The organism is Enterococcus sp. AZ009, from assembly GCF_050548785.1.
Taxonomy (GTDB): Bacteria; Bacillota; Bacilli; order Lactobacillales; family Enterococcaceae; genus Enterococcus_D; species Enterococcus_D entomosocium.
On the sequence record NZ_CP172960.1, the window covers coordinates 1497591 to 1513380 of the forward strand.

The 15790-nt window shown below is 41.9% G+C and carries 11 protein-coding genes; all 11 read left to right on the plus strand.

The features are described 5' to 3' along the window. The first annotated feature begins 116 nt into the window (after positions 1-116). The 11 genes from IGJ74_RS07185 (at position 117) to IGJ74_RS07235 (ending at position 15728) form a co-directional block, all read left to right on the plus strand. Positions 117-563: a hypothetical protein gene (locus IGJ74_RS07185; protein WP_005236794.1), complete on the plus strand. Its 447-nt coding sequence runs from the start codon at positions 117-119 to the stop codon at positions 561-563. 94 nt (positions 564-657) lie between these two features. Beyond that, a complete protein-coding gene (locus tag IGJ74_RS07190; protein ID WP_005236791.1) occupies positions 658-1065 on the plus strand; it encodes a hypothetical protein in 408 nt (135 codons plus the stop codon). Positions 1066-1239: 174 nt separating this feature from the next. Next, complete coding sequence (gene glgB / locus IGJ74_RS07195; RefSeq protein ID WP_016613231.1) at positions 1240-3174, plus strand: 1,4-alpha-glucan branching protein GlgB; 1935 nt, start codon at positions 1240-1242, stop codon at positions 3172-3174. Between the two features lie 42 nt (positions 3175-3216). Beyond that, entirely contained in the window at positions 3217-4359 is a 1143-nt protein-coding gene (locus IGJ74_RS07200; protein WP_016613232.1) for a glucose-1-phosphate adenylyltransferase, read from the plus strand. Beyond that, entirely contained in the window at positions 4349-5500 is a 1152-nt protein-coding gene (glgD, locus tag IGJ74_RS07205) for a glucose-1-phosphate adenylyltransferase subunit GlgD (RefSeq protein WP_218193334.1), read from the plus strand. Before IGJ74_RS07200 ends, glgD begins: the two co-directional genes overlap by 11 nt. Continuing rightward, a complete protein-coding gene (glgA, locus tag IGJ74_RS07210; protein WP_144330976.1) occupies positions 5497-6930 on the plus strand; it encodes a glycogen synthase GlgA in 1434 nt (477 codons plus the stop codon). Before glgD ends, glgA begins: the two co-directional genes overlap by 4 nt. A gap of 117 nt (positions 6931-7047) precedes the next feature. Continuing rightward, entirely contained in the window at positions 7048-9501 is a 2454-nt protein-coding gene (locus tag IGJ74_RS07215; RefSeq protein ID WP_218193333.1) for a glycogen/starch/alpha-glucan phosphorylase, read from the plus strand. 81 nt (positions 9502-9582) lie between these two features. After that, positions 9583-10344 carry a hypothetical protein gene (locus tag IGJ74_RS07220; protein ID WP_218193332.1) on the plus strand — a complete coding sequence of 254 codons (762 nt, stop codon included), beginning with the start codon at positions 9583-9585 and terminating at the stop codon, positions 10342-10344. Between the two features lie 409 nt (positions 10345-10753). Beyond that, entirely contained in the window at positions 10754-13753 is a 3000-nt protein-coding gene (locus tag IGJ74_RS07225) for a WxL domain-containing protein (RefSeq protein ID WP_430608748.1), read from the plus strand. Between the two features lie 362 nt (positions 13754-14115). Next, on the plus strand, positions 14116-14685 hold the full coding sequence (locus IGJ74_RS07230; protein WP_005236782.1) for a DUF2179 domain-containing protein: 570 nt from the start codon (positions 14116-14118) through the stop codon (positions 14683-14685). Positions 14686-14789: 104 nt separating this feature from the next. Continuing rightward, positions 14790-15728, plus strand: a complete 939-nt coding sequence (locus IGJ74_RS07235; RefSeq protein ID WP_034872243.1) for a cation diffusion facilitator family transporter — start codon at positions 14790-14792, stop codon at positions 15726-15728. Positions 15729-15790: the final 62 nt, after the last annotated feature.

The window sequence follows — 15790 nt, forward strand, 5'->3', positions numbered from 1 at the left end:
TTGTTCACTAAAATGATAATTTGATGAATAAAAATTAAAATATAACGATCGTTTTGTTTGGAGATTTGATTTCTTGATGATATGATGATTTTAGAACGTTGAAAGGGGATATAAAAATGGAAGGATATAAAACGGTTGATTTTGAACAGTTGGAACGGAATAAAACGAAAGCAGAAATGATTACATTCGTATCAATGTCAGAGATAGAAGCGGCACGGCAAGCAATTACAAATGCGGGGATCGATGAAACGCGTTTTTCTGATGGAGATCTCATTCTCGCATTAAAGCAAAAGGAACGATTTGGGGCAAATACGATCGTTTCAGTGGTTATTGATTGGCTAGTGAATCAAAACTATTTAGTGAATCCCGCGAATGCCCTTCGTTATTTGGCAAAAAAAATGGCAGATGGTCCATTAACGAGTTATAAATTATTGAGTGAGGGAGAGTTTGACTGTGATGGCAATTATTACTTAATTGGTCACGCAGACAAGTCCTTGGCAGTAAATAAAGCCTATAAAGTTTACACCGATGGGCAAGTAAAAGAGCTTTGGCAAGCAAAATAATTGAAGGTGATTTCGGCTCTAGCGAAGAAGGGAAACGGCTGTAGAAGCAGTTGTTTTCGTAAAAGGATCGAAGATTGAAGGTTGTGAAGGACGCGTGAAACTAAACATTCGAATCAGCTTAGCTGGCAGTCATCTTTTGATTGGTGCATTCAGTTTGATCGGTGCATTGCTGACGCTTTATAAAGTACCAACTAGTTTTGGTACGATCCAAGTCATGTTAGGTGAAATTTATTATACCGATACGGTATTTGACCGATTTACTCAGCTTTTCTTATTGGGGATTATTAGTCTTTATACCGTAGTGACGAGTTTTTACGGGTTTCGATTCTGGTGTTTTTGCTCCGCCTCTTCTGCATTTGGGACACTGCTGGCATATGTTGAATTAACTGAGACATTTCCGGTGATGGTTGTTTTCATCCTGGTTTTGGCAAGTTTGTTTCAGTTAAGTGTAGTCACATACTTCATTTTCCAAAAGCTAAAAAGTAGAGCTGAAACAGGTTGAACAGATACGTTCAAGCTGTTTTTTTCTGTCCTGAATAATTCGTTCGTATCATAGGGTTATTAGGTTACTAGAATTTTATTTTATGCTATGCTAACAGTAGAGATCGTTTGATTGCAAATGCTTCTCTATTAAAAAATGGGACAATGATCGATCGTTAAAGAATAAGCGATCAAGATGAGTCGAAGGAGGACTGATGAGAGAGTGGTTACCAAACAACAGGTACTGACTGCAGAAAAGGACTTTCTGAGCGGTGAAAATTTTTATGTCCAACATTTCTTAGGAGCCCATCAAGCGGATGACGGCTATGTGTTTCGTGTTTGGGCACCAAACGCTCAACAAGTTTGGCTGGTTGGTGATTTCAACCAATGGACAGACACTTTGCCAATGAATAAAAGGGCAGAATCTGGGGTCTGGGAGATTGAGACCAACCAAGTAAAAGAAGGACAGCTTTACAAATACAAAGTCAAACAAGCAAATGGACGAGAAGTATTGAAGATTGATCCTTTTGCTGTCCATTTCGAAGCTCGACCAGGAACTGCTGCCGTGTTGCATTCGATCCCACAAAAAAAATGGCGGGATGGACTATGGCAAGGCCGCAAAAAAAGACAGAAAACATTTAATCGACCTCTAAATATTTATGAAGTTCATGCCAGCTCGTGGAAGCATCACGAAGACGGCACCCCTTATCGCTTCTCTGAATTAAAAGATGAACTTATTCCTTATGTGAAAAAAATGGGTTATACCCATATTGAATTTATGCCTTTGATGGAACATCCATTAGGTACCTCGTGGGGCTATCAGCTGACAGGTTATTTTGCGCTCAGTTCCTATTATGGGACACCAGAAGAATTTCAAGACTTTGTAGAGGCATGCCATTTAGAAAATATTGGTGTCTTTGTTGATTGGGTACCAGGACATTTTTGTGTCAATGATGACAGCCTAGCTTATTATGACGGCACGCCGACATTTGAATACATGGATGAAAACCGTGCCAAAAATGTTCGCTGGGGTGCGATCAACTTTGATCTCGGCAAACCACAAGTCCAAAGCTTTCTGATCTCAAGTGCCTTGTTCTGGATCGAATTTTATCATATTGATGGTATTCGGGTAGATGCCGTTTCCAACATGATCTATCGCGATTATGATGAAGGTCCATGGGAACCAAATCACGAAGGGGGCAATCGCAACTTTGAAGGCTATTACTTTTTACAGAAGCTTAATTCTGTTATCAAGTTAGCCCATCCAGCAGTGGTCATGATTGCAGAAGAAAGTACGTCTGAAACCAAAATAACAGGAATGGTCGAAGAAGGCGCGTTAGGATTTGATTATAAATGGAATATGGGCTGGATGAACGATGTCCTGCGTTTTTATGAAATGGACCCGATTTTCCGTAAAGATCATTTAAATCTGCTTTCTTTCTCTTTCATGTATCGGATGCAAGAAAATTATATCTTGCCACTTTCTCATGATGAAGTCGTTCATGGTAAAAAAAGTTTGATGCATAAAATGTGGGGGGACCGCTACAAACAGTTTTCACAACTACGAAATCTCTATACGTACATGATGATGCATCCAGGGAAAAAACTGTTATTCATGGGTAGTGAATGGGGACAGTTTTTAGAATGGAAATATGATCATGGGCTTGAATGGGTCGATTTAAACGACACATTAAATGCAAAAATGCAGTTCTTCACCCAGACCTTGAATGAACTATACAAAGAAGAACGAGCCCTTTGGGAATTGGATGATCAAGAAGATTCATTGATGGTGATCGATGCAGACAACTTAGATGAAACGACATTGACTTTCTTACGACAAGGAAAAACGAAAAAAGATTTCTTGATTGTTGTTGTCAATCTGACACCAGTGGAGCGTCACGATTTTGCGATCGGCGTGCCATACGAAGGAACGTATCGAGAGATTTTAAACACTGAACGGGATGTATTTGGTGGAACTTGGGTGGCTAATAACCAAGACTGCCAGACCAGTAATGCCCCTTTTAAACAATACGACTATCAAATCAAAACAATTTTGCCTGCACTTGGGGCTTTGATTATCAAACCAGAAAAAATCAAAATGACTCGTAAAAAAGCAGTAAAGAAAGCATAAAAAAAGAGTAGAGGGGGAACGGTGAGTAGATCACCAAACAAAATGAAAACAGAAATGTTAGCAATGATCCTCGCAGGAGGACAAGGGACTCGTTTAGGGAAACTAACAAAAAATATTGCCAAGCCAGCAGTTCCGTTTGGCGGCAGGTATCGGATCATCGATTTCACGTTGAGTAATTGTGTCAATTCTGGAATCAAAAATGTGGGTGTAGTCACGCAGTACCAACCTTTAGCACTGAACAACCATATCGGCAATGGTGCCAGTTGGGGATTGGATGGAATCAGTACCGGTGTGACGATTTTACAGCCATATTCAAATTCAGAAGGCGAAAAATGGTTTGAGGGAACTGCCCATGCCATCTATCAAAACATCGCCTATATCGATGAGATGGACCCGCAATATGTCTTGATTTTGTCCGGCGACCATATCTACAAAATGGATTACGAAGAAATGCTGGAAAAACACAAAGAAAATGATGCTTCATTGACGGTTGCAGTTCTCGAAGTTCCGATGAAAGATGCTTCTCGTTTCGGGATCATGAATACTGATAAAAATGACCGCATCATCGAATTTGATGAAAAACCAGCCGAACCAAAAAGCAATCTTGCTTCGATGGGGATCTATATATTTGATTGGAGTCGTCTACGCAGTATGCTTTTGAGTAACTACACAAAAGACGGCGAAATGGTCGATTTTGGGAAACATGTCATTCCTTCTTATCTAGAAAGCGGCGACAACGTTTTTGCCTATCGCTTCTCTGGCTATTGGAAAGACGTAGGAACGATCGATTCATTGTGGGAAGCCAACATGGAATTTATTGATCCAGCCATGGAGTTGAATATCCGGGATAAAAGCTGGCAAGTGTTCTCCAAAAACCCAATCGCACCGCCGCACTTTGTAACTGAAACCGGTGCTGCTAAAAATTCGCTTGTGATGGACGGCTGCTATGTTGCTGGGGAGATCGAGCACAGTATTTTATCAGAGAACGTGCAAGTGAAAGAAGGCTCGACTATCAAAGATAGCGTAATCATGCCTGGAGCGGTGATTGGCAGAAATGTCAAATTAAATCGAGTGATCGTTGGGGAAAATGCAGTGATTGGTGACGACGCAGAGATCGATGGAACAGACGAAATTGCCGTAGTCGGCTATTCTGAAATTTTAGGGGTGACGATTGATGAGAACTAATAAAATGTGTGCAATTTTAGGGAACCTACAGCGATACCAAGACTTGTTGCCATTAACGGAGAATCGTCCGCTGTCGACCTTGTTGTTTGACTGCAAATATCGCTTGCTGGATTTCAATCTTTCAAGTATTGAAAATGCCAACATCAAACAAGTCTACATGATTTTCAATGAAGGAGAGACTCAGTCAGTTTTTGATCATATCGGTGGTGGAAAAGAGTGGAACTTGGACGGTGTTCAAAACCGGTTCTTTATCCACTTATTTCAAGACTCATTGAAAAAGCAAGCCGAAGGGCAAGAGTACTACTATAACGTCATTGACTATTTGGAAAAATCGAAATCAGATCACACTGTATTTATGGGCAGCAAAATCTTATGCAACATCGATTTGCGTGCTTTGCTGAAAATTCATCAACTACAAGGCAATGAAATGACTGTGGTGTATAAACGCATCGGCAGTGACAATGTTTCTGAAAGTGACTTGTTGTTTAATGTTGACAGTGAAGGACACTTAGAAGAAGCGATCCAAGCGAAAAAAGGGGAAGTTGGCTCCCTAGTCAACTTGTGTACGGATATTTTTATCATTCAAACGGATCGTCTGATCGCGGCTCTTAAAGAAGGGCAAAAAGTTGGCGCAACGGCAGATCTCGGTCAATTTTTACGAGAGATGATCTCTGTGGAGAACACTGGCCTATATGAGTACACTGGTTACTTAAGTAACATTTATGATATCTCTTCATATTATCAAACAAATATGGACATGCTAGATGTGCATAAATTCACCTCATTGCTTTATTCGAATCAAAAAATCTATACCAAATTGAAGAATGAAGTACCAACCTATTATTCGGAAACGTCTGAGGTGAAAAATAGCCACTTTGCTTCTGGTTGCATCGTGGAAGGTATGGTCGAACAGTCACTGGTTGCTCGCCGTACGAAAATCCATCCTGAGGCAAAAGTCAAAGGTGCGATCATTTTCGGGAATAACGAAATCAAAGCAGGTGCCGAAGTCTCTTATGCGATCTTAGATAAAAATGTAACCATCGCAGAAGGTGTAAAAGTGCAGGGAACCAAAGAAACGCCGATTGTCATTAAGAAGAATTCTCATGTGACAGAAGATGTAATCGGAGGAGCAAGCGCATGAAGGTTTTGTTTACAGCAGCAGAATGCGCTCCGTTTTTTAAAACAGGCGGGTTAGGGGATGTTGCAGGTGCATTGCCAAAAGAGTTGGTCAAAAAAGGCGTCGAGACAGTTGTCGTCTTACCTTATTTCACGAAAATGCCTGCCGAATACCAAGACCAAATGGAAGATTGTTTTTCCTTTGAAGTGGCGGTCGGCTGGCGCAAGCAATATTGTGGAATCAAAAAATTAGTTCTAGGCGCTGTGACCTATTATTTCATAGACAATCTCTACTATTTTGGTCGCGAACGGCTCTATGATTTTTATGATGATGGGGAACGCTTTGCTTTCTTCCAATTAGCCGTGATCGAAATGATGGAACGCATTGAATTTATTCCAGACATCGTACATGTCAATGATTACCATACGGCGATGATTCCGTTCTTGATCAAAGAAAAATATCATTGGATCCAAGCGTATCAAAACATACGCACCGTTTTGACGATCCATAACATTGGGTTTCAAGGGTGGTATAGTCGCGATATTTTACCGGATCTTTTTGGGATGGGTACGGAAAGATATGATGATGGAACCTTGCGTTTAAACGATTGCTTGAACTTTATGAAAGCAGGAATCTTGTATGCGGACCGCATCACGACCGTCAGTCCTTCCTATAGTGAAGAAATCAAAACAGCTGAGTTTGGTTGTGGTCTTGAAGTCATTTTACGCATGGAAAGTGGCAAGCTAAGCGGTATCTTGAATGGAATTGATTATGAAATGAATGATCCAGAAACCGATCCTCATTTGGACTATCCTTTCAGTGTCGAGGATTTATCAGGAAAAGCTAAAAACAAGCGAGCGCTACAAGAACAGTTTGGCTTGCCAACTCGTAAAGAGGTTCCGCTGATTTCCGTTGTTAGTCGTTTGACCACTCAAAAGGGGTTCCATTTAGTTCTTGAAGAAATGGAAAACCTCTTGCAGTTTGATGTCCAGTTTATCCTATTGGGAACCGGTGAGCATGATTTTGAAGAAGGCTTTCGCTACTTTGCGCAGAAATATCCTGACAAATGTGCTGCCGCGATTTCTTTTGATATTGCATTGGCGCAAAAGTTATACGCAGCAGCAGATCTCTTCTTGATGCCTTCGGCTTTTGAACCATGTGGACTATCGCAGATGATCGCGATGCGTTATGGTACATTACCGATCGTTCATGAAATCGGTGGCTTGAAAGATACGGTGGATTCCTATAATCCGATCACGAAACAAGGAACCGGCTTTGGCTTCCAAGAGTTTTCACCTTTTTACTTGATGAATGCCTTAAAACAGGGGATTGAATTATATGAATCGGATCCGACAACATGGACGGCATTAGTCAAGCAAGCAATGAAAAAAGATTTTAGCTGGAATCAAAGCTCAGATCTTTATGTTGAGTTGTATAATAATATCAAAGTTTGATTGTTTTAAGACAGAAGAATCCTTGTCTGCAACAGAACGGCTAGTTGTATGACTAGCCATTCTGGCGGCAAGAATTCTTCTTTTTTATAAACGGTTAGCATAAAGGAGTGTAACCCTATGACAAAAGAACGATTGCGTGATCTGTTAGAAACCAACGTGCACGAACTGTTTGCGATAGAGATCGATGAAGCATCACCGCAGGAATTGTTTCAGGCGCTAGCCAATGTCGTGAAGCAAATGTATTCAGAAGACTGGCGTCAGACCAGAAAAAATCTCTTGTTGGAGGATCAGAAACAAGCGTATTATTTTTCAATCGAATTTTTACCCGGCAAAATGTTAAAGAGTAATCTGTTAAATATGCAGCTGTTGGAGCAAGCGGAAGCCGTTTTTGAAGAGTTAGGGGTTTCACTTGACGATGTTGCAGAGACGGAAAAAGACATGGCTTTAGGCAACGGGGGACTCGGTCGCTTAGCGTCTTGTTTTATGGATTCATTGGCTTCTTTAGGTTTGCCGGGAAATGGCAATGGGATCCGCTATCGCTACGGATTATTTAAACAAAAATTTATTGACGGTCATCAAGTAGAGTTGCCCGATGACTGGTTGCGTTCGGGGAATGTTTGGGAAGTCCGCAAAGAAAGCAAGGCGGTGCCTATTCGTTTCGGGGGCCATGTCTATCTCGTTACCGGAGAGGACGGGAAATTAGCCCCAGTTTATGAAGGTGGCTTTACCTGGCGGGCGGTTCCTTATGATACAGCAATGGTTGGCTACCAAAATCACCATCTCAATACCTTGCGTTTATGGAGTGTTGAGGTTCCTGTCGAAGATGAGGCGCACTACGCGACACTAGAATCGCGGCAAGCATTGGAAAATCTGACAGCGGTCTTGTATCCCGATGATTCCAATGAGACAGGCAAACGGACCCGGCTGATGCAAGAATACTTTTTTGTGTCTGCAGGGATCCAAAGTATCGTCCGTTATTATAAAAAATTGAATTTACCTTTGGCCATGATGAGTGAACGAGTAGCGATCCACATCAATGATACGCACCCAGCCCTTTGCGTCCCAGAACTGATGCGCATTTTAGTTGATGAAGAAGGTCTTGCTTGGGAACAAGCGTGGTCGATCACCGTGAAAGTCATGAGTTATACGAACCATACGATCATGGCGGAAGCCTTAGAAAAATGGCCCGTGCGCATGATTGAAGAAGTTTTGCCGAGAATGGATCAGATCATCAAAGAAATTGATCGCCGTTTTGTGGAAACGATGCAAGGGGTCCATCCGCAAGCCTTACTGGAACGGACGCGAATCATTATTGATGATCAAGTCCATATGGCACATCTCGCGATCATCGGCAGCCACAGTGTCAATGGCGTAGCCAAGCTCCATTCTGATTTACTAAAATCAGTGGTACTCCATGACTTTTATCTTATTTATCCTGCCCGTTTCAACAATAAGACCAACGGCATCGCGCAACGGCGTTGGCTTCAGCTAGCCAATCAACCGTTAGCCAAAGTATTGGATCAGTCCATCGGTACAAGCTGGCGCAATGATCCATTAGACCTGCAACTACTCAAAAACTATTATGAGGACGAAACTGTTCTCCAACAAATTGCCGACGCAAAAATGAGTAACAAGCGTGCACTAGCACAGTACATTCAAAAAGCAACGGGCATCACAGTAGATCCGACGGCAATATTTGATGTGCAGATCAAGCGTCTGCATGCATACAAACGACAATTACTAAATCTTATGCATATTCTAAAGCTCTACTTTGAGGTCAAAGACGATCCAACTGCTGCGTTTCATCCAAGAGTCTTTCTCTTTGGTGCCAAAGCCGCACCAAGCTATCACTACGCAAAATCGATCATTAAAGTCATCAATGAAGTGGCGAATCTGATCAATCATGATGAAACCATCAATGATAAAATCAAGGTTGTTTTTTTAGAAAATTACAACGTTTCTTTAGCAGAAAAAATTATCCCAGCAGCGGATGTCAGTGAACAAATATCATTGGCCTCCAAAGAAGCTTCTGGGACAAGCAATATGAAGTTGATGCTAAATGGGGCAGTAACGATCGCCACTTTAGATGGTGCCAATATTGAGATTCGAGATGCAATCGGTGATGAAAACATCGCGATCTTTGGGCTAACCGAAGAAGAAGTGTATCAGTATTACGCCCAGCGTAATTATTCTGCCTATGCGTATTATGAGTCAGATCCACTATTGCAACGTGTAGTCAATGCCTTTATTGACGGGACAATCCCCAATATTCAAGTAGAAGGCCGCGAGATTTTTGATTCACTTTTGAAATACAATGATGAGTACTTTTTATTAAGAGATTTCCACGCCTATTGTGATGCACAGCATCGGGTGGATATTGCTTATCAAGATACTCATCGCTGGCAAAAAATCAGTCTAATGAATATTGCGAATGCTGGGAAGTTTTCGGCGGATGAAACGGTGCGAAATTATGCAGCAGATATTTGGCAGATCGATCCATTATTTGCCCATATCAAAGAACCAAATGCGGCAAGCTTGACGGAGTCAGTGCCTCCAAGGGGAGACAATTGAAGCGACTTCGGTTGAAATGGCGCAGTCTTTCGTGAAATTCTCTTTTATTTGTGGTATGATGAAAAAAATGCATGTAAGAGGATGAGTACAGTGGCAAATTATTTAGATGTGAAACGAAAACACTTCCGTTTTCCTGCTTATGATGATACAGACGGTGTGAAGCTTCAATCCGAGCATCGCCCCGCATTCAGTAAAGCAGATGATTGGATTTTAACCGAAATCAAAGATCCCGTGAGTCATTCTCACAAGGAAGAAAATCAATCTTTGCAGCGTAAAGTGCATTCCAGCCAACGCGATCGAGGGCACAATGTTCGTCAAAAAGAAGAGCTTGCCAATCACCGTGCCAACTTGCCTCAGTACGGAAAACGTCCGGTGAAAGAGCAGATGCCGACAGGAAAAACCAATTTTTTTGGCAAAGAAGCGAACCATTCTTCTTATCAAGTGACTAGTAAGAAGGAAAAAGCTGAGGTTCCTGTTTCTTCAAAAAAAGAATATTCGGGACGCTCTTACTTCGTGCCTAAATATATTCCTGCATCAATTATTCCTGATGAGAAAAAACCTGAAATTACGCCGAACGATTTGATGGATGCAATGGCAAAAAAACAAGAAAGTTATTTGTTATTTGACACTGAACCAGCAGCTTATCAAGTCAAAGAAGAAAGCGATCCAACCGTCAAAAAATTCAATCGCCACCCCTCTGTTGGGATGACACGCAGCGAGTTTCGAGCCAACAATAAAAAAAATGGTGAGAAAAAACGGTCCGTTTTAGATCGATCATTAAAAGGAATGATTGAAGACGATCAACAAGAAGAATCTTCAAATGGCTATTTTCGTTCTAAATAGTAGAGACAGTTACTCTTAATAGAAGTAGTCCTTTGAGCATAACGATGAATGATTTCAGCTAGATGGCGAACATCTAGCTGTTTTTTTTGTGTGCTGAAACTGCCGATTTCACAAAATACTTAGTCGAATTACATTTTTCACCGACTGAGGAATATTCTGATTTTACTAAGCAATAGCGTGGGCTATAGAATAAAGTGAAACGATCAAAACCATCGTTATTTATAATGTTTGTTATTTTAATTGGCGATTTCTTTTGTCATTTAAAATCGATGGCAGGATTGTGGTTTTCTGATCAGCCGTAATTGAAAAAAGGAAGCAAGCGTCCTGATGGTTATAGCTGCTCTTTGGGAAGGACTGATCCATGATCGATTTCAAGGGAAAGATACGCTGAAAGGTGGGGCATCAACAAATGAACAAGAAAAAGAGAAAGGTATATTTCACCATCATTATTGGCTTACTTGGAGGACTCTACTTTTTTTCAACCATGAGTGTGTTTTCTTCAAACATTTTCTTTGCTGCACAGCTGGAGGAAGAAACGGTTGCGAGTGACCCATTCGAACCGATACGAGAGAAAGAGGCTGAGGGAAAAGTTGCCATTTATTTTGATGAATCAACGAAAGCCGGGACTGTAGGAGACATGTTACTAGTTGCGTTTCATACGGGCCGTCCCATTAGTGAAATAGCGATCCGGTTGCCGCAATCTGCGGTTTTTGTTGAAGAGGAGTTGCCAAAGGGAGTCAAAATTACGTCCACCACTGAAGAGAATGGTTGGAAACTAACGACTGATATCCCTAGAAGTGATTTTTTGGTTCCATTGGTAGTTGATACAGCAGGGGCGTTTCCATTTGAAGTAGCAGAATCAATGATAATACTTGAAATAAAGGAAGCACGGGAGACAAACCCTACGGATACACAAGAGGATGCGCTAACCGATTCGAGTGACTCCACTGATCAATTCGATCAAGAGGACAAAGAGGATCAATTACCAAAAGAGAAGGAAATAGAAAGCCAGATTCCTGACGAATCAGAGTCAGATCCTGGTAATCTGTATCTGTTAGGCGACGACGTAAAAAAGAGAGGGGTTGCTAACTGGGTCGAATTTATGGCTGCAATGGTCGATCCGACGGTCAATTATATTTATTTGACAGCCAGTTTTCAAACGAACGATAATCCTCGTTTAGGCATTACGGGAATTGACGGCTGGAGCAGCAGCGCCAATCCTAATGGCGGATTAGCCTATGTTTATATCAATGCCTCGAGAGTTTCAAGAACGTTAATCATCGATGGTCTCGACACCTTTCAGATGGATCTTAGAGCCGTAGCGATCTGTTTCCGCGATTCGAGTGTCAATCCTGATTCCCCATGGGACATTACCTTGCAAAATTTGGAACTCTACCATGGAAACTTTTGGGGGGCAATTGAATATCATGATTTGAACATGTCAAATCAGCAGCGTTCAATCATTCGGTACCACAATCTCAACCATACTGGCAATCAGTTGTTTTACGGTTTGCACTCTCGAGCCAGCTTTTCTGGACATTCGGTTTCACACCAAACGCCTAGATATACATCAGACTTCAATGCTTCTTGGATGATTCACTCGAACACCCAAGCGAATTTTGAAATCAACCAAATAGAGCTTCGTGAGGGAGCAAACGTCGAAATGTCGACGATCAGCTCAGGAAATCTTGATTTTTATAATACGAACGCGCGTCTCATACTAGGGAATAATGCCCGACTATCATTAAATGCCAACGGTTCAGCTGGCGAAGCAGGCGGTGCCAATATTCGCTTTGTCGCTGGCAATGGACGCATTGAGTTAGGAAAAGGTGCGGAATTGGCATTAAATACACAAAACAACAGTCCGGCAGTCATCACATCAGGCACGCCCCATGATATTCGCTTAATGGAAAAAAGTCGCTTGTCAGTTACTGCTACAAACCGAACGTTGTATAGTCATATTTTCTGGTTGAGTGCCAATACTCATGTAACCTTAGAAGACAGCAGCACCTTAGAGGTTGAAGCAACAAATCAAAATACAACCGCAAATATCTTCCACTTCTCTGGCACGACTGGCAATCTCAACGTAGGCAAAGATGCTACCTTAGATATTCTTACGGACAGCCCACAACCTGTCCAACGCCTACTTTTCTTTAGCGGTGCCAACAATCCCGCAAGATTGACGATCGACGATGCCAAGCGTGTCAATTTGCAAAGAACCCGCCCGATAACGACCACCACAAATGGTCTAATTGAAGGGGGAGGAATCACTGCAAAGAATCAGGCGATTCGCCAGTGGCGGCATGGAAATACAGGAGATCCATCTGATTTTCAGTGGCAACCGATTCTGTCCATGACTGCGGCGATTTCCGGAACCAACACCAATGTGACCAATGTATCTTCACTGAATGAGGAAACAAGTCGAGGGTTTGCCGCGCAGTTTGCTTCTCGTTCACAACGTCTATTATTTGAGAGAACCCCAGACATCACGGTGACCATCGATCCTTTGACAGAAGATAGAACCTTACCTAATGCCTATACGATTTCGGGAACCGCCAATCCTGGTAGCTACCTTCGATTTCAAAGAGAGGGGCTGATGCCAGAACCGACGCTTGAAACGCCAGTCGATAGTGCCGGCAATAGCGAGTACTTTCACACACAAGCGGGTGAAAATGGGCACTATTTACTTGATCTATCTGATTTAGAACCTTTCCAGTATTTTACACAAGGTGAGGTGGTCACCGCTCAGGCATTTCTTGATGGTAAATGGGCAGAAGCATCAACCACTGTGGAACCCATTGGTGACGTTGACCCAAAAGATCCCCTTGATCCTGATCAACCGATTCTACCTGAAAATCCACCATTGATACCAGAAAATCGCGGGTTTATCAGTATAGACTTTGTTTCACAATTCGATTTTGGTACAGTACCGATTCGCTCGTCGACAAGCCGCTATCCGGCGCGTCCGCAACGAATTTCTTCAGTGGATGATCATGAATCAACCAAACGACCAAACTATATTCAGGTTTCCGATCGTCGATTTCTCCCAAATGGCTGGACCTTGAGTGCCCGATTATCTGAGGAAGGGTTCGTAAGCACGGATGCGTTTAAGCACTATTTAAAAGGAGCGAGTGTGCATTTGAATAATATTGAAATGGTCACCTCTAAAGAAAATCGCTCTGAAGCACCAGACTACGTTGAAGCAATTGAGCTAGGACCGCAGAATCAAGTGATTGCACGTGCCAATGAAAATCAAGGGACGGGTACTTGGATTCAACGCTATGGAAACGAGCATACCATGCAAAAAAGTGTCGAGCTGGAAATCCCTATTGGCGCGAGGCCGCAAGCAACAAGTTATCAAGGAACCCTTCGTTGGGAGCTGAGTTTCGTACCTGGTGCTGACGAATAACCCCTTGGAAAACAAGTAAGCATGTTCTGCAATCGTGAATATGATCGAACACTGTAAAAGTTGCTCAGACAAAAAGAAGTCCAGTTGCCATTGGACTTCTTTTTTGTCTGAAACAGACGAGCGGTGGTTTAAACTGCTTTTCCCACTTTGGTGGATATGCTTTTCGATCAATAGAAGAGAGTGAAACCACAGGCAATGGACCAATGAGTGAAATCATGACATGGTAGTGATCAATGAAATCACTTAAGCACTATATCTTCCTCAGTATAAATTTTATTTAGCTATTTTAGTAATTAAATCCTGCTCAAATATTTTAATTTTCTCTTGCCTTTTGATATGCTAAGAACAAGGGGGAATCAAAGATGGAAGTTGATCTACAAATGCTGGCGATGATTTTCTTTATCAATCTCGCCTATGTTACATTGAACACACTGCGATTTTTATTGACAATGAAAGGGTATCGCGTGATTGCCCCATTAGTGAGTATGATCGAAATCACGATCTATATTTTAGGCTTATCTATGGTATTGGATCGTTTGGATAACCCGCTGAATCTCTTATTCTATGCATTAGGTTATGCTGCAGGAGTCAGTATTGGTATCAAAATCGAAGATAAGCTGGCTCTGGGCTATACAATGGTCACAGTGATCCTACCTAGTAATACGGATGAGGAAAAAAGTTTGCCTAAGATCTTACGACAAGAAGGCTACGGAGTTACACAAAGTTATGGAGAAGGCTTAGAAGGGCCACGACTGATTTTAGAGATTCTTTCCCAAAGAAAAAGTGAGAAAAAGCTCTATCAAACCATCAAAGCGGTGGAAGAACGAGCGTTTATCATCAGCTATGAACCCAAGTATATCTCAGGTGGATTTTGGACCAAAAAAATCAGCCGCCGAGAAGCAAAGTTGAAAAAACAAGCACCTGTTGATTGAAGAGACTCAGTCAGCCGTGATTCATTTGAGAAGAATAGCAGAGTAAAAGACAGGGAATTTATTGATGAGAGGAAGCGTAAGGTGTGGAAAAGAAAGCAAATGGTATGATGGCAGTCATCGCTGCCCTGATCTCAAATATTTTGGTGGCTATTAGTAAGTTTGTCGGTTATGCACTAAGTGGCAGTGCAGCCATGTTGAATGAAAGCATTCATAGTGTCGTGGATTGCAGCAATCAAATCTTTTTATTGATCGGGGATAAACGGGCAACAAAGGGCCAAAGTGAACTGCATCAGTTTGGAGAAGGTCGGGCGAAATATTTTTTTAGCACGATCGTTGCGATGATGCTCTTCTTTGGTGGGGGCGCCCTCGGTGTGATGGAAGCGGTAGAAAAGCTGCTGCATCCTGCCCATGAAGTTGGTAACGCTTGGTTGGTGATCGCTATTTTGATTTTCGGTATGATCGTTGAAGGAAGTTCGTTGTGGATCGCGATCAAGGAGATCCGCGAACTGAATGTGGAACGTCAACCAATCTATCGTTTTTTGAAAGAAAGTCGGCATAGTGAGATTCTGATCATTTTCACAGAAGACTTTTGTGCAATGATCGGCCTAATGATCGCACTATTTGGTACGATTTTAACCATGATTACGGGTAACGCATTTTTTGATGCCTTCAGTGGTTTATTGATTGGTCTTTTATTGATGGTAGCAGCCATTTTCTTAGCCCGAGAATTTTACAGTCTACTGATTGGCGAAAGTGTCACAAAACGGGATCTAGCAGTGATCAAAAGAGCATTTGAACGGCCAGATGTTGATCGCTTGATTGATGTTAAAACGGTGCATTTAGGACCATCAGAAATTTTGATTGCGGCAAAAGTTGATATTGCCTCGAAACAAGAAGAGGTCGGCTATGAGATCATTAATGAGATTGAAGCCGAGATTCGACACCAGATGGCAGATAAAAAAGTCTATATTTATATTGAGACAGATGAGTATGACCCTCACTATATGGAGAAACGCCGTAAACTTGTGCGACCTTCCCACTGATTTAGCTAGAATAAAGCAGCTTTTTTTGATACAATAGACAAGGATTATCACATAGTGAAGGA

Excerpts from the sequence above, each read along its gene's own strand:
- IGJ74_RS07200 (WP_016613232.1), top strand. The coding sequence starts at position 3,217 with ATGAAAACAGAAATGTTAGCAATGATCCTCGCAGGAGGACAAGGGACT.
- IGJ74_RS07220 (WP_218193332.1), top strand. The coding sequence starts at position 9,583 with ATGAGTACAGTGGCAAATTATTTAGATGTGAAACGAAAACACTTCCGT.
- IGJ74_RS07225 (WP_430608748.1), top strand. The coding sequence starts at position 10,754 with ATGAACAAGAAAAAGAGAAAGGTATATTTCACCATCATTATTGGCTTA.
- glgA (WP_144330976.1), top strand. The coding sequence starts at position 5,497 with ATGAAGGTTTTGTTTACAGCAGCAGAATGCGCTCCGTTTTTTAAAACA.
- IGJ74_RS07185 (WP_005236794.1), top strand. The coding sequence starts at position 117 with ATGGAAGGATATAAAACGGTTGATTTTGAACAGTTGGAACGGAATAAA.
- IGJ74_RS07215 (WP_218193333.1), top strand. The coding sequence starts at position 7,048 with ATGACAAAAGAACGATTGCGTGATCTGTTAGAAACCAACGTGCACGAA.
- glgD (WP_218193334.1), top strand. The coding sequence starts at position 4,349 with ATGAGAACTAATAAAATGTGTGCAATTTTAGGGAACCTACAGCGATAC.
- IGJ74_RS07235 (WP_034872243.1), top strand. The coding sequence starts at position 14,790 with ATGATGGCAGTCATCGCTGCCCTGATCTCAAATATTTTGGTGGCTATT.
- glgB (WP_016613231.1), top strand. The coding sequence starts at position 1,240 with ATGAGTCGAAGGAGGACTGATGAGAGAGTGGTTACCAAACAACAGGTA.
- IGJ74_RS07230 (WP_005236782.1), top strand. The coding sequence starts at position 14,116 with ATGGAAGTTGATCTACAAATGCTGGCGATGATTTTCTTTATCAATCTC.